Annotated in this window: 23 protein-coding genes; 10 read left to right on the top strand and 13 right to left on the bottom strand. The window is 45.4% G+C overall.

Translation table 11 applies throughout. From position 1 onward, the window contains the following. Positions 1–74: 74 nt before the first annotated feature. On the bottom strand, positions 75–881 hold the full coding sequence (locus tag ASF12_RS04160) for an alpha/beta fold hydrolase (RefSeq protein WP_056029915.1): 807 nt from the start codon (positions 879–881) through the stop codon (positions 75–77). A 244-nt stretch (positions 882–1,125) separates the two neighbouring features. Continuing rightward, positions 1,126–2,526, bottom strand: coding sequence for a discoidin domain-containing protein (locus ASF12_RS04155; protein ID WP_056029912.1), 1,401 nt, complete (start codon positions 2,524–2,526; stop codon positions 1,126–1,128). A 776-nt stretch (positions 2,527–3,302) separates the two neighbouring features. On the opposite strand from ASF12_RS04155, the gene ASF12_RS36125 reads away from it, so the two are divergent. Then, the gene (locus ASF12_RS36125) at positions 3,303–3,428 is read left to right on the top strand and encodes a hypothetical protein (RefSeq protein ID WP_268795400.1); all 126 of its coding nucleotides are present in this window, start codon (positions 3,303–3,305) and stop codon (positions 3,426–3,428) included. Positions 3,429–3,571: 143 nt separating this feature from the next. Continuing rightward, positions 3,572–3,862, top strand: coding sequence for a hypothetical protein (locus ASF12_RS04150; RefSeq protein ID WP_056029910.1), 291 nt, complete (start codon positions 3,572–3,574; stop codon positions 3,860–3,862). A 120-nt stretch (positions 3,863–3,982) separates the two neighbouring features. On the opposite strand, the gene ASF12_RS04145 is transcribed toward ASF12_RS04150, so the two are convergent. Genes ASF12_RS04145 through ASF12_RS04125 form a run of 5 tightly spaced genes read right to left on the bottom strand, consistent with a single transcriptional unit; the run spans position 3,983 to position 8,629 of the window. Next, a complete protein-coding gene (locus ASF12_RS04145) occupies positions 3,983–5,116 on the bottom strand; it encodes a hypothetical protein (RefSeq protein WP_155972760.1) in 1,134 nt (377 codons plus the stop codon). Positions 5,117–5,151: 35 nt separating this feature from the next. Beyond that, positions 5,152–6,441 carry a hypothetical protein gene (locus ASF12_RS04140; protein ID WP_056029904.1) on the bottom strand — a complete coding sequence of 430 codons (1,290 nt, stop codon included), beginning with the start codon at positions 6,439–6,441 and terminating at the stop codon, positions 5,152–5,154. Beyond that, complete coding sequence (locus ASF12_RS04135; RefSeq protein ID WP_056029902.1) at positions 6,438–7,319, bottom strand: ABC transporter ATP-binding protein; 882 nt, start codon at positions 7,317–7,319, stop codon at positions 6,438–6,440. The genes ASF12_RS04140 and ASF12_RS04135 overlap by 4 nt, the downstream gene beginning before the upstream one ends. 1 nt (position 7,320) lies before the next feature. Next, the gene (locus tag ASF12_RS04130) at positions 7,321–8,085 is read right to left on the bottom strand and encodes a hypothetical protein (RefSeq protein ID WP_056029900.1); all 765 of its coding nucleotides are present in this window, start codon (positions 8,083–8,085) and stop codon (positions 7,321–7,323) included. Next, complete coding sequence (locus ASF12_RS04125) at positions 8,072–8,629, bottom strand: RNA polymerase sigma factor (RefSeq protein ID WP_056029898.1); 558 nt, start codon at positions 8,627–8,629, stop codon at positions 8,072–8,074. The genes ASF12_RS04130 and ASF12_RS04125 overlap by 14 nt, the downstream gene beginning before the upstream one ends. A 252-nt stretch (positions 8,630–8,881) precedes the next feature. On the opposite strand from ASF12_RS04125, the gene ASF12_RS04120 reads away from it, so the two are divergent. From ASF12_RS04120 to glpK, 3 genes are all read left to right on the top strand, one after another. Then, on the top strand, positions 8,882–9,529 hold the full coding sequence (locus ASF12_RS04120) for a hypothetical protein (RefSeq protein ID WP_056029896.1): 648 nt from the start codon (positions 8,882–8,884) through the stop codon (positions 9,527–9,529). Between the two features lie 242 nt (positions 9,530–9,771). Next, positions 9,772–10,314 carry a glycerol-3-phosphate responsive antiterminator gene (locus ASF12_RS04115; protein ID WP_056029893.1) on the top strand — a complete coding sequence of 181 codons (543 nt, stop codon included), beginning with the start codon at positions 9,772–9,774 and terminating at the stop codon, positions 10,312–10,314. Positions 10,315–10,334: 20 nt separating this feature from the next. Continuing rightward, positions 10,335–11,825, top strand: coding sequence for a glycerol kinase GlpK (glpK, locus tag ASF12_RS04110; protein WP_056029891.1), 1,491 nt, complete (start codon positions 10,335–10,337; stop codon positions 11,823–11,825). Positions 11,826–11,926: 101 nt separating this feature from the next. Here glpK and ASF12_RS04105 read toward each other — a convergent pair whose 3' ends face one another. The 6 genes from ASF12_RS04105 to ASF12_RS04080 are packed head-to-tail and all read right to left on the bottom strand — an operon-like array spanning position 11,927 to position 15,460. Beyond that, positions 11,927–12,865 carry an ABC transporter permease gene (locus ASF12_RS04105; protein ID WP_056029888.1) on the bottom strand — a complete coding sequence of 313 codons (939 nt, stop codon included), beginning with the start codon at positions 12,863–12,865 and terminating at the stop codon, positions 11,927–11,929. Further along, positions 12,834–13,781, bottom strand: a complete 948-nt coding sequence (locus ASF12_RS04100; protein WP_056029885.1) for an ABC transporter ATP-binding protein — start codon at positions 13,779–13,781, stop codon at positions 12,834–12,836. Before ASF12_RS04100 ends, ASF12_RS04105 begins: the two co-directional genes overlap by 32 nt. Next, positions 13,778–14,128 carry a LytTR family DNA-binding domain-containing protein gene (locus ASF12_RS04095; RefSeq protein ID WP_056029882.1) on the bottom strand — a complete coding sequence of 117 codons (351 nt, stop codon included), beginning with the start codon at positions 14,126–14,128 and terminating at the stop codon, positions 13,778–13,780. Before ASF12_RS04095 ends, ASF12_RS04100 begins: the two co-directional genes overlap by 4 nt. A gap of 16 nt (positions 14,129–14,144) precedes the next feature. Further along, positions 14,145–14,669 (bottom strand): tubby C-terminal domain-like protein, encoded by a 525-nt coding sequence (locus ASF12_RS04090; RefSeq protein WP_056029879.1) that lies wholly within the window; start codon positions 14,667–14,669, stop codon positions 14,145–14,147. Between the two features lie 12 nt (positions 14,670–14,681). Beyond that, positions 14,682–15,200, bottom strand: coding sequence for a hypothetical protein (locus ASF12_RS04085; RefSeq protein WP_056029876.1), 519 nt, complete (start codon positions 15,198–15,200; stop codon positions 14,682–14,684). A 38-nt stretch (positions 15,201–15,238) separates the two neighbouring features. Next, on the bottom strand, positions 15,239–15,460 hold the full coding sequence (locus ASF12_RS04080; RefSeq protein ID WP_056029873.1) for a sugar ABC transporter permease: 222 nt from the start codon (positions 15,458–15,460) through the stop codon (positions 15,239–15,241). 217 nt (positions 15,461–15,677) lie between these two features. Here ASF12_RS04080 and ASF12_RS04075 point away from each other — a divergent pair, with 217 nt between their 5' ends. The 5 genes from ASF12_RS04075 (at position 15,678) to ASF12_RS04055 (ending at position 19,920) form a co-directional block, all read left to right on the top strand. Beyond that, positions 15,678–15,962 (top strand): hypothetical protein, encoded by a 285-nt coding sequence (locus ASF12_RS04075; RefSeq protein ID WP_063892464.1) that lies wholly within the window; start codon positions 15,678–15,680, stop codon positions 15,960–15,962. A gap of 272 nt (positions 15,963–16,234) precedes the next feature. After that, positions 16,235–16,606: an ArsR/SmtB family transcription factor gene (locus tag ASF12_RS04070; RefSeq protein ID WP_056032800.1), complete on the top strand. Its 372-nt coding sequence runs from the start codon at positions 16,235–16,237 to the stop codon at positions 16,604–16,606. Beyond that, entirely contained in the window at positions 16,599–17,096 is a 498-nt protein-coding gene (locus ASF12_RS04065; protein ID WP_056029865.1) for an SRPBCC family protein, read from the top strand. The genes ASF12_RS04070 and ASF12_RS04065 overlap by 8 nt, the downstream gene beginning before the upstream one ends. Positions 17,097–17,378: 282 nt before the next feature. Then, a complete protein-coding gene (gene bioB / locus ASF12_RS04060) occupies positions 17,379–18,356 on the top strand; it encodes a biotin synthase BioB (RefSeq protein ID WP_056032797.1) in 978 nt (325 codons plus the stop codon). A 163-nt stretch (positions 18,357–18,519) separates the two neighbouring features. Next, on the top strand, positions 18,520–19,920 hold the full coding sequence (locus ASF12_RS04055) for a hypothetical protein (RefSeq protein ID WP_056029862.1): 1,401 nt from the start codon (positions 18,520–18,522) through the stop codon (positions 19,918–19,920). The last annotated feature ends 7 nt before the right edge of the window (positions 19,921–19,927 follow it).

Here is a 19,927-nt window from a genome sequence, read left to right as displayed (position 1 = left end):
GATACGTCGAAAGCAAGCCAAAACAGGCGCTGGCTCCAGCACCCGTTTCTTTGGCAGAAGGAATAACATGCCCGTCAGGATACAGACATGATGAAACGCTCCAATATGCAATTAAACGACTCCGGCGCGTCGAGCTGGGCGCAGTGGCCGGCACCGGGCAGCAGCACAAGCTGCGACAGCGTTTCTGCCTTGTGCCAGCTGTGCGCGTGATCCACAAGCACCTTCAAATCTTGATCTCCGTATACGAGCAGCATTTGGTAGGGGACGGGCGTATCTTTTTTTGTGAAAAAATCGCCAAGCCCCGACATGGCTGCAAAAGAGCGCCGATTAAACAGCTTCGCGCCTCGGGCAAATACATCCCGGCCATAGCTGCTGGCGCAGGAAATGGTAGTCACATAACGGCGAAACCGCCCCATGGAAAATAAAAAATAAAACAGCCACCGCAGTCCCTCGCGCTTCTGTTCCTTCCAAATTTCCGCATTTTCGCGATGAATGGAATAACCTCCGACAATCGTAACGGATAGCACCCGCTCGTTAAAACGTTCAGCGAAAGCTTGAGCTGCGAGCGAGCCAAGGGAAACGCCGACCACATGGCAGGCGGCAATGTTGTGCTTATCTAAAACCGCGGCCACAATGTGCGGCATATCTTTTAACGTCACTTTGGTGCCTTGAACTTGGCTGCGGCCATGCCCTGGCATATCAAGGGCTATCACCTGATAGCCGCTCTTGAAATAGCTCGTCTGCTTGCGAAATACCCGATGATCTGCGAACGCCGGGTGGAGAAACAATAGCGTTTGTTTTCCGGGGTTAGGCATGAATTGATAAGCTATGCTGCTATTGCGATACGACAGGTGCTGAGCAGTTGCTAGAAGCTCGTTCATAGGAATAGGCCTCCACATTAGGATGCTTATCATTATATTCGAGCTGGCGGGCCGTCATGCCATAAGCATGGATGATGAATAGGGGATAGACTTGCTCGGCGACTGTCTATGCTTCTACTAATTGTAATTGGTAAAAAAAGAACGCCGAAAGGGGATAGTCTCCTTTGACGTTCCTTTTATGCTTTTGCTGCTTTGCTTTACGCGCAGCCTAGCTTATTGTTCGCTAAACTTCCAGGCTCCAATGCTAGCTGGATGCTTTAACCTTCCACTCCAAAATGCCAGTGGATGCCGGGTTTTTCGACACCATTTCGATTCTCAGCGATGTCGTTGCGACAGGATTGAATGTTGTTGTGTTGTATTGGTTAATGCTCGTTCCGAGACCGACGGCGTTTTGGACATCTACCCAAGCGCTGCCGTTCCAATATTTGATTTTATACGAGCTCGGCACATCGATACCGCCATTGTCCTTGAACCAGTACACATCCGTTTGTGTAACGGTGTAGCTCTTATCAAACGTATATTGAACCCATTGCGTACCGGTTTCCGGCCAGTTTCCATAAACCGCATGATTGCGGTCGTTGGAATGAATCGGATCAAAGCCGTCATTGAGTGCGCTAATGCTTTCCCAAGGGGATACATAAGAGGACGTAACGGAAGCGTTAAGCGCAATGTTGCTCAAATTCGTATTCCCATTATCAGTTATGCCCGGGAATCGAGTAGCATCCTTCTTCACTTGGCTCCATGTATAACGCAGCATCCAGATGTCCCAGTTCGTAATCGTTGGGGAATTTCCTGCCCACATAATGGTAGGCACTGGGAAGCCGCCCGGAGGACGCTCGTTCGCCTCATAAAAGTCTGGCAAACCAAAGCCATGGCCAATTTCATGCTCTGTAATTTGAATTTCATTGGAATTGACGGTGCTCAAAATGTAATCGTCGGACATGCGCTGGCCCCAATCGCCGCCTGCTCCGCCGCCAAAGCCTGATGTTGCCCACAAATACATGTCAAAGCGCTTGTCGAGTCCGCCCGGATAAACATAGTTGGGGTTCGTAAAATGGTCAAAGCGCGACAAAGCGCTCGGCGCTACAGGCAGCTTCGATGGGATAGCGGGATTAGAGGTGCTCAGTTGGTCAGTTATATAGTCTGTATAGATGATTTCATCTGCTTGCTTGTCTAAAATTTGCGCGGAGTTGGCTACGGCCCAGCCCACGATTTTCACTTGAATGTCTCCGTAAGGCCAGCCGTCATAATCTTTCAAATGCTTCGTCCAGTTATTCATTTGGCGCTGCAGCATGGCGGCAAGATCCTTGCGCTGCTGAAGCGTCAAGTTTTTGCCCGATTGCCAGCGCACGACGTAATTTAAAGTGCCTTTTCCAGCAACGATTTGATCAAAAATCAAGTTTTTGCGAATCGTCGAGCCTTCCGTTACCATGCGATTAGTCCATACCCACTCAATGGAGTTTTTCAGGTTCGCAGGCATGTCTGCAAGCGTAATGCTGCTGACCGCGGCGGCTGAAGCCTGATAAGCGACTGCTGGCGTAATCGTTGGCACCGCCGGAGCTGCTGACGCAACGGTAAGGCTGCTTGCAAGCAGGGAGCCCGAGAGCAAGAATGAAGTCAAGGTGAGGCTGGTTTTCTTTAACATTTGTGTTCCTCCATTTTCTGAGATTGGATTTTTTTAAAACGGCTAGCTGACCCTCATCCCCACATGTACTTTGATTTTGAATTTTTGGATACATCTAGCAAACTATCAATTCGTCTATCATTTTACAATAGATGAAAAAAATAGGAAAGTATTATTTTGTAAATTGTTGATGAAATTTGTGGATAACTGTCGAATCATGCAGCCGCCGAGCGAAAAATAACGTTGTGGAGAGGGAAACGCGGCGCTGGCCGATTGGACTAAAAATAAATAGAAAGGCAAAAAAAGACGTTCCCCATTCAGCTTTCATGAATTGGAGGGTACGTCTTTTTTTTATCTTCTGAGGGTGTAGGCCGTTTAAGCTTCTCTAATGCCAAGTGCCTTGCGAATAAAATAAATCAAATCAGTCAAATAGTTGGCTGCATCCCCTTGAATCTTAGTCCACAATCGTCTTAGTGAAAAATCATGAAATTAAGGGACGCAGACACTCGAGTCCACAAATCTAAGATCAAGCCCAAAATTTACCCAACCAATTCCTGGCCCGACCCAGCGCCAACCAGCTATTGAATTTGGGCCAACAAAAGTAATAAACATCCAGTAGGAAGCGCCGTTACTTTGCCATATATAGGTAAATTTATTTCGACAACTTACGATTGCACCTGGATCAATTAAAGCAGACACTCCTTGTGGCAATTGTGGTGGTCTGGGTGGAATGGTAGAAGGAGGAGCGAAAGCAGGAGGGCCTCCTTGAGTAGGTGTTTGAACGGGAGGCTGCGTGCTTGGGAATGGCTGCATCCCAGGTTGAGGGAAAAAAGGGGGAGCAATTGGTGGTGGCATTGAAGGGCCTGGAATTCCAAACGGTCCAAATGCGCGATAATAACAATCAGGAGAATAAGACCACATGATGAATAACTCCTTTTACGTTTCTTTGTTCAAAACATTTTGAAAACTTATATGGCAATGTATGATACACATTAGCCTAATGATACTGGGTCATGTGCCCAATTGTTGAAATCGTGTTACGATATGTGAAGGGAGGAGATATTTTGTGAGTGAATCTATTGAAATCATCATATCTCAATTTGGAAAGTTAGCGGAGAAAGAACAAAAACAGATCATAACGGGGCTAACAAGACATTTGGGCGAGCCAATTCAATTTTCAAAAAGTGGTTTGTCTATTTATAATGAAGATGAACTAGAGATAATTAGTAATACATTAAAAGGTCTAATTCTCACAATAGAAAATGTCCCAGATATACTTGATGCGTATGAACGGCTAGAAGGTAAAGATTTGCCTCGGAAAATCTCCTTTGGCAACCTAAAGAACAGTGGAAAATAAGCTTTATCATGTACATCTATTTATTGAGCAAACATCGGCAGTCTAGGACCGGCTGCTTAAACAGCCGAAGCCATCAAGCGAGGCCTGTGGGTAGGCTGATGCTTGATGGCAAAGCAAGTTTTATAGAAGCAAATCTCCTTTTCGTTCCCGATGCCACCTGTATGCAAGCAAACTAGCGACGATCGCGATAAACAACCCGTATGCGAGAGGCTGTGCGTACTTCGGTTTGTACAACATAATGAGTTCCTCAATCAGCACACGGGAAAGCGGCTGTGTAATGAGATAAATATAAGGAATTTGCAGCGCAACGAGCGCCATATAATTCGCAGAGATGCTGGAGAAGAAAGCTGCCGCCAGAGCGGTAATCAAGCCAAGCACATAAAGGACGGCAACCGTCAGCATGATAAACTGGGCAAACGTAAGATCATACCAGAAGTAGGGAAAATTAAAGGCAGAGTTGATGGGTGCTTCGTAAAATAATTCAATGCCCGGCTGCTGACTGTACAATAGAAAGATGCAGCCGAGCTGTATAGAAATAATGAGTACAGCAGACAGCAGTGCAGCAATCAGCTTGCTGCGGAACAGGCTGCGCCCGATACGCGAGGCGTGCTGGAGATGAACGACCCGGCTGCGCCTGTCGCGCAAAAAAATCGGCGATACGATTAGCAAAATGCTGATTATGCTTATGGCATACACATAAAACATCACATTTTTAAAATTATCATAAATCATCGATGGAAAAATCGTATTCAGCGTGCCAGACGCCACCATTTCATCCATTCGCTGCAGGGCCGCCGCATCCTCATTTGAAAGATTTGCATAAGGCCGCTCCAGCCTGCGTTCATATTGCTCGATTAAATACTCTCTGCCTTGCAGCTCCCAGAACAAATCAATGCCGGGGTTGAACATCGCGTAGCGGTCTAATTCATTCCATTCCTTATTGTCGCTGAACACATCCATTGCACGAAAAGCCTCATAAGTAGAAATGCCGGCCTTCTTAAACTGCGGGTCATCATGCATAAGCTGCTCAGCTTCCTGAACCCTTTCGTGATAGCTCAGCTTGAACTGTTCGAATTCCGCTTCATCAAGCTCCAGCCCATATTGCTGCTGCATCTCGATGACAACCTTATACGCATCTTTATCGGGCCTGCCATTCGGAAAATATTCAAAATAAAACTGGATGAACATCAAATAAAAAAGGACGTTCAGTACAGCGACTAAAACGATCATTTTCAGGCTAAAAAGCTTTTTCATTTCGTGAAGGACGATCCCCACAGCTGCACCTCCGATTAATGAATATTTTGGCGTTTAAATTGCTTTAGACACACGTAACAGAGAGCAGCCAGCACAATGGCCCAGCCGCCTGCGGTTATCCATTCCCAATCCCGGATCATATTGAACGCCCCGCCTGCAGTGAACCATATATGCGGATTAAGTATGAGTTGAAAGGGAGTAAAACCGGAATAAAATAGCAGCTCCGAGCTCAACGGTATGACTCTTCCTAGCAGCAGCAGGCTGCCAAACAGCACGGCAAAACTGCCATATACAAGGTAGCTGCTGCGGATAAAAAAGCCGAGTACAAAGGCCAAGGCAGCGAAAATCAGCTGAAGCCCGTACATAAGTACTACAGCACAGCCCAAATACTTGCCGAACGATAGAACGTGCCAAGTGAGGAATGGAAAGGCCATGCCTGGCTCCCAGGTGAAAAAGCTGCTGATCGGCACCTGCCACAGTCCCTTGTAGCTAAATGTGAGAAAGTAGGCGGAAAGGGTAATGCCAGCCAGTATAGTTGTCAGTGCAGCGGTAGCAGCAAGCGCGGCAAGCAGCTTGTCCGTTTGCAGCTTTCGCCCATGCTTGGCTGAATAAAACAATAAATGCGTATGCTGTTCAAATTCATTTTTGCTTAAAAAGACAGAAAGGAGCACAGCTAAAATCATTAGCTCGAACAGCAGCATCCTGAGCAGGCTTTTAAACAGCATCGAGTGCGTTCCATACAGCTTGCCATCGAAAAATAAATGCTTATATTCTCCGCTTGCCTCAAGCTGCTGAAGCCGTGTGTCCAGCCCGGCATAACGCTCTTTCAAGGCCGTTGCAGCTTGCCCGCTAAGGCCGTACAATTGGATTTGTCCTTCAGCCATTTGGCTCGTATCCAGCTTGGCATAAACTTCATCGATACTCTGCATTCTCGCAGCATAATGCTGCAAAATGCTCAGCCGATGAAAGCTGGCGATTTCAGATTCCAGAAATAGGCCCGGTTGCTGATAAACAACTTCACCCAAATTATCATAAGTGAAAAAATCATCCGCCTGCGCATATACTTTCCCTGCACGTTCTTTCGTCAGCGCGTTCATTTCCGCCAACTGCTGCTGATTATATTGCTCAATCTCAGCCAGCATCTGATCGTTAATTCGCAGACCGAATTGTCCAGCCATTGTGTTCAGTACCGCCATATCCTGGCGCTTATACGACTGCTGCATAATGTACAGCAGATTGAACGCGAGGAAGAGGGCGAGCAGTGCTAAAATAACCGGAGACAGCAGCGCTTTTCTCAGCTCATAGCGCCAGATAATCCCCCTCATGGCGTTTCATCCGCCTGCGCCTCATCCTGGTAAATATAAATGAACACATCCTCCAAATTAGGAATAGCTATCGTCCAATCCGGCTGCGGCTCGCCTCGGCCAATAAAACGGAATTTTAGCCTTCCTTGCTCCTGCCGCTCCGAGATGGACAAATGCTTGCCCCGAAAGTGATCAGCTTCCTCATAATCGACGGTCGTTTCGTATACCATTCCCTCAAGCAGGCGGCAAATGTCCGCGATGGGGCGTTTGTGCAGCACCCGCTTGTCCTTGATCATAATAATTTCATCGGCAATCGATTCCACATCAGAGACGATATGGGTTGATAAAATGACGATGCGATTGCGGGCAAGCTGCGCCAGCATATTGCGAAAGCGAACGCGTTCCTTCGGATCAAGCCCTGCGGTTGGCTCGTCAAGGATGAGAATGCGCGGATCATTCAGCATCGCCTGCGCAATGCCGACGCGCTGGATCATGCCGCCGGAAAACTTGCGCATCTTTTTATCCATGACATCCTCCAGCGCAACGAGCTTCAGCAGCTCGGCAATTCGCGGCTTGGCGTCGGCTGCGCGCATGCCTTTCAGGGCGGCGATGTACAGCAAATATTTGCGCGGGCTGTAATGCTTATAATAACCAAATTGCTGCGGAAGATAGCCGAGCTGCTCGCGATAGCGCTCATCTGCTTTTATAATATTTTCACCGTTGTATAAAATTTCGCCTTCGCTTGGAAACAGCAGCGTGACGAGCATTTTAATAAGCGTTGTTTTGCCAGCGCCATTTGGGGCAAGCAGCCCATATACGCCATTTGTAAATTCAAGATTAATGTCCTCCAGCGCGCTAAAGCTGCCGAAGCGTTTGGAAACCTGCTGTACAGTCAGCATCTTAAATCGCTCCTTCCGGATTTTGTAGTTTTCGCAATTGGTTTAGGTTTTTGATATATAACGCCCCGCAGACAGCTGTTAAAAGCAAATAAACGGAGACAGGAATCGTTTGAAGCAGCTGTATATACTCTGTGCTAAACAAAGCCTTCAAACCGATATTGCCGGCAAACCAGAGCGAGATCAGGGCGTATTTCGTTATGTCCGAGCGAATGCGTAGTATGATATACAGAAAAACAACGGAAAACAGAAACAGTGACGAAGCTGACAGCGCCAGCGCAAACAGCAGGTGAATGTGCTGAAACATAGCGGAAGCAGCAAGCACGAGTGCTACATTCAGCGCCAAACAGATGAGGCTAAAAGCCAGCATCCGCAGCGAAGCAAGCTGATACACATTGTATTTGCACACCATTTCCGTTTCATACGTATCGCTATGCTTGCGGCGAACGAAGAAGAGGGTGGATACAAGGAGGTAGAGGACGGGCGACCCGATAAAGATAGCGGCATAAATATCCTCCTCTATGACCTGCGAATGGCTTGATTCTAAAAATAGGGCGAATAGCATAAGCAGAGAGCCGGAAGCAAGCGCAAAGGCAATTTCCGTCCAGTCATGAAACATATAACGAAAGCCAAGACGGGTATACATTAAGCGCAAGTAGGCTGAAAAGGTTTGCTTCGGCACAAGCCCCCGTGCCACAATTAGATTGATTTGCTGCTCGATTTCCAGCTCGCTTGGCAGCTCAATCGTCTCCGTTTTATCGGTTTTCATCGTAATCGTCTCCCAATCTGTTTTTCAGCTTTCTGAGCATCGTATAATATTTCGTTTTGACGGTCGATTCCGGCATATGCAGCAGCGGCGCAATGTCGGCAAACGTATATTCGGCGAAAAATTTGAGCCGGAAAATATGCTGAGCGGCAGCATCCATCTCGTTTACAAGCTGCAAAACAGCTTCGACCTGTTCTTTTTGCTCAATTTCCAGCGTGAAATCCTCCTCCTCGGCAATTTCTTCATCCATCGCTGTCGTTCGTTGATCGTAGCGATAGTACCGCGAGCGGTAATAGTCAACGATCCGGTTCGTCGCAAGCTTGTACAGCCATGCCCGGAACGAACCCTTGCCTCCGTCATAACGCCCAATCGCCTGCAGCATATGGATGAAGATGTCCTGTGTGAGATCCATGGACAGCTGTTTATTCGTCGTCTGTCTAAACACATAGCTGTACATTTCTTTGTAATAATGGCGGACCAGCGCGTTCGCTGCTGCCTCGCTTGATTGTTTTTGGATTTGCTTAATCCATGCTGCTTCCGTCTCCATGCGCCCTCTCTTTTCCTAAAACGTTATGCTGCTCGACAATTTATGCCGCTTATTTATATATTCGTAGTGTAGCGTAAAATAGTTTGGCTGAAATAAATCTTTTTCCAGCCCGCTTGAAAAAGCGCTGCAGGCATTCGCGTATGAAATCAGGCGGAACTTCCAATCCTTTTGTTGTATAATGGGAAATATATGAAGACTCTTTTAAAGGAAAGCAGCGCAAAAATTGGCTAATGGGGAAAGAGGCAGATACGAATGAAGATATGGGATATGCCGAAGTTGCCGGCACCGGAGCGGCTGGAGAAGCAGATGCGCATACTCGCTGCGCTGGATTTGATGATGTGCGAGGAAGAATGGCTTCGCGTTCACCGTTATGATTCCTCATGGTCGGATGATGAAACGATGGGCAGCTTGAACAATGGAGCGGGCGATGTTGTATTTGTCGTTTTTGCACCGGAAGGAGCCATTATCAAAGGCTTCGACCATGAATCACCCTACAGTCCGCATGCGCAGGAGGAATACGGCACTTGGCCGGGTATTTATGATGAGGTGCCGGAAGCGCTGCTGCATCGTATACAGGATGTGGCTTTCACCTATGAGGATGTTACCTTCTGCATATGGTGGGAAAATGGAAATTCCGCGTGGCACATCAGCGAATATGAGCAGCCGGGTGGTTGGGAAGATGGAGCGGATTTTCTCCTAGGCTATTTGTGCGATTCCCCGGAAAGCTATCAGGAGTGGGCGCAAGGCTACTTTGAGGAGGAGCTGGATTTGGCAGCCGTGCGCGCGGTTTTTGAAGGTGCCGAAATAACAAAAGAACTCATCGCCAGCCTGAATCCGGAGCGAGACGCTGAGGAAGCACTTGAGGAACTGGAAGCGCTTGGCCTTCTGGCACTTTCATAAGAAATGAGTGGGTTTACAGCTTGATCGGAGTATATTATAATCGTCACTGACAAGTAAATAAAACTCGCTGTGAGACTAATGAGAACAGCCGCTGGATTGAGTATATAAATTCCAAATATGGGGTGTATACATTCTTTCTGTCGGCTTTTTTTAATTTATAGCCGTTGAAATCGTTTACAGCTTGACAGCCTTCACAGTAATCCGGGCAGCCGTGAATGATTGCGAGTAGGGAGGGAACAGGCATGCAGCCGAATACGGTCATTCCGGCCATTCGGAATTTCAAGGAACTAGAGCAGGCGCTTGCCTCGCCGCAGCCCATCTTATTTTTGCTAGAGGGTGAGCTAATCCAATTGCAAGGCATTGCGGATGCGGTGCGAAGCGCGGGGAAAAAGCTGTTCTTGCATCTGGATATGGTCAAAGGCATTAAGGACGATGAGGCATCTATTCATTATTTAGCCAAGGCGATCAAGATTGATGGCGTCATCAGCACGAGAACGTCCAGCCTTCTGCTTGCTAAGAAACATCGGCTGGCCGCTATTCAACGCGGATTTCTCATTGACTCGCATTCGGTCAAGACGATTATTAATACGGCTGCGCATGTGAAGCCCGATTACATCGAGTTGCTGCCAAGCTTCGCCCACTCTATGGTCGGCAAAATCAGGCAGGAGACGAATACGGAAATTATTTTGGGCGGCTTTGTGCATACGCGTGAGGATTTGCCCGCTTTGTTCGGTTCTGGTGCTATTGCGGTTTCATCCAGCAATGCGGCGCTGTGGAACGTGTAAATCAGGAGGTTATTGAATTGATGGAAAAATATATATTGGCGCTCGATCAAGGCACGACAAGCTCGCGAGCTATTTTATTTAATAAAAAAGGGGAAAAGGTTCATACGGCCCAGCAGGAGTTTAAGCAATATTTTCCAAAATCAGGTTGGGTCGAGCATAACGCCAATGAAATTTGGGGCTCTATACTGGCTGTCATTGCCGCCTGTTTGTCTGAATCAGGCATTAAAACGCAGCAGATTGCTGGAATCGGCATTACGAACCAGCGTGAAACGGCGATTGTATGGGATCGCGAGACGGGAATTCCGATTTACAATGCCGTCGTCTGGCAATCGCGCCAAACGGCAGAGATTTGCGAGCAGCTTAAGGCTGATGGCCACGAGCCGTTGTTCCGCAGCAAGACGGGCTTGCTTATTGATGCTTATTTCTCAGGCACGAAGGTAAAATGGATTCTTGACCATGTGGAGGGCGCGCGTGAGAAGGCTGAGCGCGGCGAGCTGATGTTCGGAACGGTCGATACGTGGCTGATCTGGCGCCTGTCCGGGCGCAAAGTCCATGTGACGGATTATTCCAATGCTTCGCGCACACTGATGTATAACATTAACGAGTTAAAATGGGATGAAGAGCTGCTGGAGCTGCTAACGGTACCAGCTAATATGCTTCCAGAAGTACGTCCTTCCTCTGAGGTCTACGGCTATACCGATGAATATCATTTTTTCGGCTGCAAAATTCCAATCTCCGGCATCGCAGGCGACCAGCAAGCGGCCTTGTTCGGTCAAGCCTGCTACCAGGAAGGCATGGCAAAAAACACTTACGGCACAGGCTGCTTCATGCTGATGAACACGGGTGAAAAAGCAGTGGTGTCCGAGCATGGCTTGCTGACCACAATCGCGTGGGGGATAGACGGAAAGGTTGAATATGCACTGGAGGGCAGTATTTTTGTAGCGGGCTCTGCTATTCAATGGCTGCGGGATGGCCTGCGCATGCTGCAAAATGCGACGGACAGCGAGCAGTACGCCGCGCGCGTCGATTCAACGGAAGGCGTTTATGTCGTTCCGGCGTTTGTTGGACTAGGCACGCCTTATTGGGATAGCGACGTGCGCGGGGCGGTATTCGGGCTGACACGCGGCACGACCAAGGAGCATTTTATTAGAGCAACGCTTGAGGCGCTCGCTTACCAGGCGCGCGATGTGCTTGCGGCTATGGAGGCTGATTCTGGGCTAACGTTGAAAACGCTGCGCGTCGATGGCGGAGCCGTGAAAAATGACTTCCTCATGCAGTTCCAGAGCGATATTCTCGGCGTTCCGGTCGAGCGTCCGGTCAATGCAGAGACGACGGCACTTGGCGCTGCCTATTTAGCGGGACTAGCGGTAGGCTTCTGGACCAGCCGCGAGGAAATTATGGAGCAATGGCACAAGGAGCGGGCATTCCAGCCCGCCATGGAGGAAGAGCGTAAAGAAAAGCTCTATACCGGCTGGAAAAAAGCAGTGAACGCCGCGAGGGCGTTTAAATAATAGAACGGCCCCCTGGTTGCCGGGGCAGTCATAAATAGGGGCAATTCCTGCTGTCATGAAAGATGACTTTAGGAATTGCCCTATTTGTGTATACGTGAGTTTTAGCCCATTTCCCTTCTAGTGAATACGACCCAGCCGGCGGCGTAAAAGCATAGCATATAACCGGACAGAATGATCAATGAAAACGGAAGGGTAACACCTTCTACTATTGGGGTGCCTGTAAAATAAGCCTCAAGATTCAAATGAGAAAATAAAAAATATTTTGCGAATTCCGGTTGAATTCGACTTAAGAAGGCAGAGATCATATTGCCGCCAAACAAGATGAACACAGAGAATGCAATGGCGAGAGAATTGCTTCGAAACAGTATAGAGATGACAAATGCCATAGTGACAATAACGCAAAGGGTAATCATTTTTAATCCATATGATAGGAACACATGCATAACCATAGGGATGTGTTCATAATTTTGTTTATCCTTTGAAAATATGAATGGCTCTGAAGCGCCATCGACCCCAAATAAAAGGGAACCAATAATCCAAGATGAAAGAAAAATCATACAGATAAGCAAGGCTGAGAACATAAGGACGGAACAATATTTCGCTAACAATATTTTATAGCGGCGAACTGGACGGATGAGCAGCAGCTTCATGGTGTCCCATTTAAATTCACTAGCTACGATATCACTGGCAACTATAAGCGTAAATAACGTGACGAATGGAAGAAAATTGGAGACCAGGCTTAAAAATTTCCAAGATGTCATGCGATCCGGAGACACTCCATTTTCCAAGGCATACTCGTTACGTTGAATTTGTGAATTTAAATAGGGAAGAACATCCTCTGGAGCTTCCTTCATTTGTTCTTTTAACAATTGGTTTTCTTCGTTTATAACGGTTTTCCAATCGTCTGTTTGAGAATCGTTCCTTTTATCGATATTAAACAGTGCCGTCATAATAACAATGATTACAAAAATGATAGCCATGGCCCATACCATAGGACGGCTGTATATTTTAATTTGCTCTGCTCTTATAAGCCTTATCAATGGAAGCCTCCTCTGTCAAGCTCATGAACTTGTCTTCCAGGCTCAACTGTTTGCTTTGAACAGCATATACATGGATCTGATGATGAATAAGGAGATAAAGCATTTCCGAAATTTCTTCGCGTAGCAACAGGAAAACCAATTCGGATTCCTCCACCTTGAGCAAGTTCGACGTTCGTTCATGCTTATGAAGTAATGGTAACGCTCGATCGGTTGAGTCTATCTCTATTGTAACGACTTGCCTAACGTTTTCTGTTTTTTGCATGGATTCAATCGATTTGACTTCACCATCCACTATAAACGCCACACGATCACAAATCATTTCCATTTCATTTAACAAATGGCTTGAAATAATGACGGTTTTGTTCTGCTCCTTGGTCAAATGATGGAGATAATCTCGGAACTCCTTCATACCGACAGGGTCCATGCCATTGGTTGGCTCATCAAGCAAAATAAGGTCGGGATTATGGAGCAGCGCCTGTGCTAGTCCGAGCCTTTGTTTCATCCCTAGCGAGAAGGTTTTCACTTTTTTTCTTGCAGCTTCTTGCAGGCCGACGACTTTTAAAATTTCCAAAATGCTGTTTTTATCTGGTTCCTGTTGGCTGTAGAGAGAAAAATGAACTAGATTTTGATAGGCAGTTAAAAAAGGGTACATATGCGGTGTTTCAATGATAGCCCCGATATGTTTCGCGGCGAGAACATGATTTTGATTAGCATTTATTCCATTAATATATATGGAGCCTTGTGTTGGAAATATCAGGTTGGCAATTAGGCGAAATAGCGTTGTTTTACCTGCTCCATTGGGCCCGAGCAATCCGAAAATTTCGCCTCTTCTTACCTCAAGTGAAATATTTTGCAATATGCTTTTTCCCCGAATGGTCTTGCTCAAATTTTCGATTTGTAATGGATGAATGGTCACTGGGTTCCCACCTGGTTCAATGTAATAGATTGTCGTATTACACGTTTACTTACTAAAGCGGTTTTACGGTTTTTATAGTAAGCTTCATATGTATTACGGTTGAAAAAATTGAGCTCTTTTAAATTGAAGACATTTACTATAAAAGACTTATGCGATCTTACAAACATATCGGGCAATATGCCCATTAAATCTTTCAAAGAGACATACACATAAATTTCTTGTGTATCCGTGTGAATCAAGGTTTTTTGTCCAATACGCTCAATAAAAATAATTTCAGACAGGTCTAGGTAAACAATCTGATCTCTTTTCGCAATAATCAGTCGATTATGCACCAATTGAATATTCATAATTAACTCCTAAATATTAGCTATTTTTTAGAGAAAAAACATAATATAAAGACGCAATTTCATGAACTTCAAATCGAGAGTCGAATATTTTGAATGTAATATGATTGGATTTCGGCGGTATTAGCCCGTCTGGTACAGCTTCAGCAATGATCTGTCCATTTAAAGTAAAGCGGACAGCTTTATCAGCAAAATCTTTTTTGATCCAAATTTCTGCATTGTGTTTTTTATATAAAAATTGTGGATTGGTTTTGATTTTTGTTTTTTTCTCGCAAACGAACTGATCTTGACCAATATGCACATGCCATTTTTCTGTTACAAGCGTTTTTATTGTGTTTATTTCTTTAATATCTACGAGTAGATTGTTATCTTGATCGTAGGCATGTACATTATTCACCATATTATCGAATAAATAATTCATGAGCTTCTGTTTCTTATTTGAGTAATAACGCTGCATGCTCCCAACAGGGCTGCCGTTCTCATCTTCTAGTATTGCCGATGAGGTACTCAGCCTTAGAAAAGGTAAAGTCGTTTTATAAATCATAGGACACCCTTCTTATTGAACCAGAATGAGCAACAGCCTATTAGATACATATACCTCAAAAAAAGCTGCGGCGAAAAGTATGAAAAGGGCCGTTGGAATCGTTTTCTTTACAGTCACCCAATAAAAGCTTTTCAATTGTTCATAAGAGATTTTTTTCCTGAAATATGAAGTTAAATGATAAAGATGATCGATTGTAAAAAGAAAGACGATAAGACAGGCGATCCATTCCAAAACCCCATGTGAAAATGAAGTGCTGTAATAGAGTAAAGGAGAGATAGACAACGCATGCCAGCCTGTGCCCATGCCGAAAATCGCTTTTAATATAAGCAATGGGGACAAGCCCGTCAAAGAAAGCATGAACCAGATTAATAGATTGATACTATTGAAAATAAAGATAAATAGAGCATCATTGAAGCCTAGTTGACTTATTTCATGATGTTCAGATTGTCCTGGCGAAAAAAAGCCGATTAGAAAAAAAATAAAGGACAACATGCAGAAAAATAAAATCAATTTTTTTCGAAAATTCATCATTTGAATTACCCTTCAATGGATATGGAAGCATGGCCGAACTATGAAGCCGCTTGCGATTTTGTGGATAATTGATAAGCGTTAATAATACTGTATATCCAGATAATAGGGTATAAGAAAATTCCGACAACGACTGAAATAAGTAGAATAGAAATAAATTCAACAACAAGCAAAATAATTCCCTTTTTTACATATCCTAAATATAAATGCCCAAGACCCGGATAAATAAAAGAAAGTAATATAGCTAACCATGGTTTTTTCAACCCATTCACCCCCTTTCATCTTGAAATTAATAATAACAAAAATGCCCAAACTAATCAATATTGATTATTTAGAATAGATTTTTTACCATTACGTATTGGTAAATGATTGTTTTAAGTATCAAACTTACTAGTTCGAATAGATTCGAAAAAAAATAGTAATAATCAGGTTACGATGTGTTTGTAGTCAAAAACATATTTTTTAGGAGGAAATTGGATTATGTTATACAATGCTTTTACTGGTACGTCGAGTCTTGCTGATGCAGCTTGGTCTATTGCGCAATTGATTTTCAGAAAGCTTAATGTTGCGGGGGATGCTGTTTCACTTTATAACTCCTTGCTATGGAAGTTCCGCGCTATTTACAATTCATTTGGGGGCAATTTCTCTTGGGCAGATCTGGGCGGCGTCATTCTTGATCTAGGAGAATTCATTTTGAGCTTAACGCCGGCAGGGAAAATAGCAGACATTATCTCGGTTCTGTGGGGAAGCGCTAATATTCTTTAGTCTTCTACTAGAAGAATGTTAGTTTAAATAAATTTTGTCCTATTAGTAGATTAATCAGGATAATATTGGGCAAACAAGTCGGTCGTTCGCGGTATTTTTCCGTGGACGGCCGTTTCTTTTGTTTATTTTCCTTCTGCTGTGGTACAAATCGGCTTGGCTTGTTATGATGAAGAGAATACCTGCAAAACATTTTGAATTAAATATGCATTTACAGGAATATTCCTTTTGAAGTATACTTTAATGGATAACAAGTCTGGAGTAGATTTATAATGATGAAAGCAATGACCTTTAGCGCTTTAGCCGAGCCGAACCGCCTGAGTATCGTGGAGCTTCTGCGTGACGGGCCGCTGCCCGTAGGAGCTATTGCCGAGCAGCTGGAGCTGAACCAGCCCCAGACGTCGAAGCATCTTCGCGTACTCAGCGACGCGGGCCTGGTTGAGGTGCAGCCGGCTGCCAATAAGCGAATTTACAAGCTGCGGCCACAATCTTTACAGCAATTGAATGAATGGTCGGAGACGTTCCGCAGCATGTGGGAGCAGCGCTTTGACAATTTGGAGGCTTATTTGAAGGAGCTTCAGAAGCAAGAGGCAGCACAAGCCCAGCAATCGATTACTAAGCTAAAGACGGAGGATGAACATGGCTGATCAATTAGAAATTACAAGAGAACTGGATGCGCCGCGCGAGCTCGTATTTAAAGTATGGTCTGAGGTCGAGCATTTGAAAAAATGGTGGGGACCGACTGGACTGGAAATTAGCTATGCCAAGCTGGATTTTAGACCAGGCGGCATGTTCCATTACAAGATGACGGCACCGGATGGTGCTGAAATGTGGGGCAGATTTGTTTTTGGAGAAATCGTGGAGCCGGAAAAAATCGTTTTCGTTAACTCTTTTTCGGACAAGGATGGCAATGCCGTACGTGCTCCTTTCAGCGAAACATTCCCGATTGAAGTGTCCAATACGTTAACGTTTACCGAGCAGGATGGCAAAACTATTCTTACCTTGCTTGGAGGGCCGATTAATGCGACGGAGGCAGAACGCCAATTTTTCATGGACATGTTCGATTCCATGAGACAAGGCTTTGGCGGCACGTTCGACCAGCTCGAAGCTTATTTGAAAGGCGTTCAAGCAGGCTAAGCCTTTTTAATCGAGTAATTATGCAGGTTTTAAGCAATACCGAAGGCTGTTTCTTTCGCAGTGCAAGCTGCAAGGGGACAGTCTTTTTGTTATGCCGTGCTCAGGAAAGGAATGAAGGCGATCTTTACAGAGGAGGCATGTTTTGCTAAAATAACAAAGATTAATTGTTAACCAAATTTTATTTATTTAGGTTAACAATTAAATTGAATTTAAAATAATAGATAAATGTCCGGATAAATGTGGTGCAGCTTTTTATTCGGTGGGGAGGCAGGTCGTATGATGATGGAGCAACAGCTTAATGGGAGCAAGTGGGAGGCGATGGCGCAAAAGGCGCTTGCTGGACAATGTCTAACGTTAGCGGAGGGACGGTCTATTCTTGGGGCGCAGCAGGAGGAGCTGCTTCCGCTTTTGCAGGCAGCATTTTCAGTGAGGCAGCATTTTTTTTCCAGAAAGGTAAAGCTGAATATGCTGATTAATGCGAAAAGCGGCCTCTGTCCAGAGGATTGCGGCTACTGCTCCCAATCGATTTTGTCGACCGCCTCCATCCCCAAATATACCATGCTTGATAAAACGACACTGCTAGCTGGCGCACGCGAAGCATTGGCTCGCAAAGCGGGAACCTACTGCATAGTTGCAGCAGGCAGGGGACCTACAGATAAGGAGCTCAGCCAAGTGGTAGAAGCGGTTGAGGAAATTCGCGCGACGATGCCGCTGAAAATTTGTGCCTGTCTGGGGCTGCTGAAAGAGGAGCAGGCGAAGCGTTTAGCTGATGCGGGCGTTCATCGATACAATCATAATTTGAATACGAGCGAGAAGCACTACTCTTCCATTACTACGACACATACATATGAGCAGCGTGTCCACACGGTGCAAACCGCTAAAGCCCACGGTCTATCGCCGTGCTCGGGCGTCATTATCGGAATGGGGGAAACAGACGAGGAGATCGTTGAAATGGCCTTTGCTTTACGCGAGCTTGAAGCGGATTCGATTCCAATTAACTTTCTTCATGCGATACAAGGCACGCCGCTTGCAGCTGCGGGCTGCGTGCCGCCACTGCAAGCTTTAAAGGTGCTGGCCCTGTTTCGATTAATCTGCCCGTCGCGGGAAATTCGCGTTGCTGGCGGACGGGAGCGCAGTCTGCGATCGCTCCAGCCTTTAGCATTATATGCGGCAAATTCGCTGTTCGTCGGCGATTATTTGACGACAGAGGGCCAGGATATTTCGATTGACCATCAAATGATTCAAGACCTGGGGTTTTAAATTGAGCGGAATGCGCTCTAATCGGACGATTGCTTAATCCGCTCTGCTGCTTCATCTGGATCGTATTATCTCCAATTTAAGGAAGGAGCTATGAAAATCATGTCGAATTTTAAGAGTAGGGCTTTAGAAAATAAGAAAATGATAAGTAAACATGGGGGAAATAATGAGCAAGAAATTCAAGTTCGTCATGGCAGCAGGAATGCTGACCATCATTATCGCATTGGCAGGATGTTCATCCAATAAAGCAGAGGACGATTTGTCCGCATCCGTTCAAACAGAAGCCGTTCCGGAAGTATCGACAACTACATCGCCAATTGGCAGCAGTGAAGAAGCAGGAAATGTCACGCAAAATAATTCATTTCAACCGACCAATCAGGAAACACAATTCGTAGATACGGCTGATTTAGAGGAGGAGAATGAAGATGAGCAGCAGTCGTATGTTGGAAAAACACTTGCTCAACTGCAAGACGAAGGGCTAATCATTATTGAGGAGCAATCCTTTGAGGCGGAGCTTCAGGACTGGGGCGCGGTGCATTTTGTAAGCGGGTATTCTAATGCTAATCATAAAGGGGAGCAGCGATTTTATCTAATCAATAAGGATGGCAAAGCGGAATATCGGCTCCCTCGCAACAGCGCATCCCGTTATGAGCTGGAGGATATTCTTGCAGTTAGCTTTAAAGATATCAATCATGACGGTGAAAAGGATATTATCATTATCGGAAACTATAAGGATGCCAGAGCGGGAGCCAACGGCGGGTCTCTGACATGGGCCTCGGTGTATTTTAGTGACCATCAGTATTTTGTCCCGCTGCTCTGGCTTGATGACCTGCTAAATCGTACCGATGGCAGCAAAAGTATTGCAGGAGTTACGGGGGAGGCCGCATTGATTTATAACGAGATCGCCAACCTGGATGATGATGAAATAAAAATCGAGCATTTGGCAGCACTCATCTGCAGCAGCAAGATGTTAGAAAAGAACAGCTTGAAATATGTAAACACCTACGATTCCACTGCGATTTTTATGGATTATTCAACCTATCTCCATAAAAGCTTAATGTATCTTCTAGGGCAATGCTTCAACCAAGATATTGTTCACATGTTGGCTGGTCATGACGAGCTTGCAGAGAAGGTTAAGATATATGACGAACTTTTGGGAGATATCCTTAGTGAAGTGATAGATTATAATTACGTAAAGAGTGGAAAAGGCACCATGTGGCAAGAATTTGCGGCTAATTATAATCTTGAGTATAGGGCAGTGATTCACAGTTATGTTGTAGGCAATATTGAAAAAAAGATGAACAGTCGTTATGCTGACGTTGATGAGCTTCAAAAAGTCTGGGAACAGGTGCGCAGCCTTATGCTGGCTTTCTCGAAAACGGTAATGGATGAAAACGATGATGGCAGTATGATTTCGCAAGAAGAACTTGATGAAATGGCTGGTAATGCCGATCGGATAGACCGCAAAGTTACGGAGTTTATCGGACTGGCGAAAGATGATACTAAAGCTGGGGGATTAATTGATTTTATGATTGAAGCGATGGATATGACGTTTAGTGATTTTTGATGCGAAT

The sequence above is a fragment of the Paenibacillus sp. Leaf72 genome, from assembly GCF_001422685.1.
Classification (GTDB): Bacteria; Bacillota; Bacilli; order Paenibacillales; family Paenibacillaceae; genus Pristimantibacillus.
This window is presented reverse-complemented; position numbering and strand designations above follow the sequence as displayed.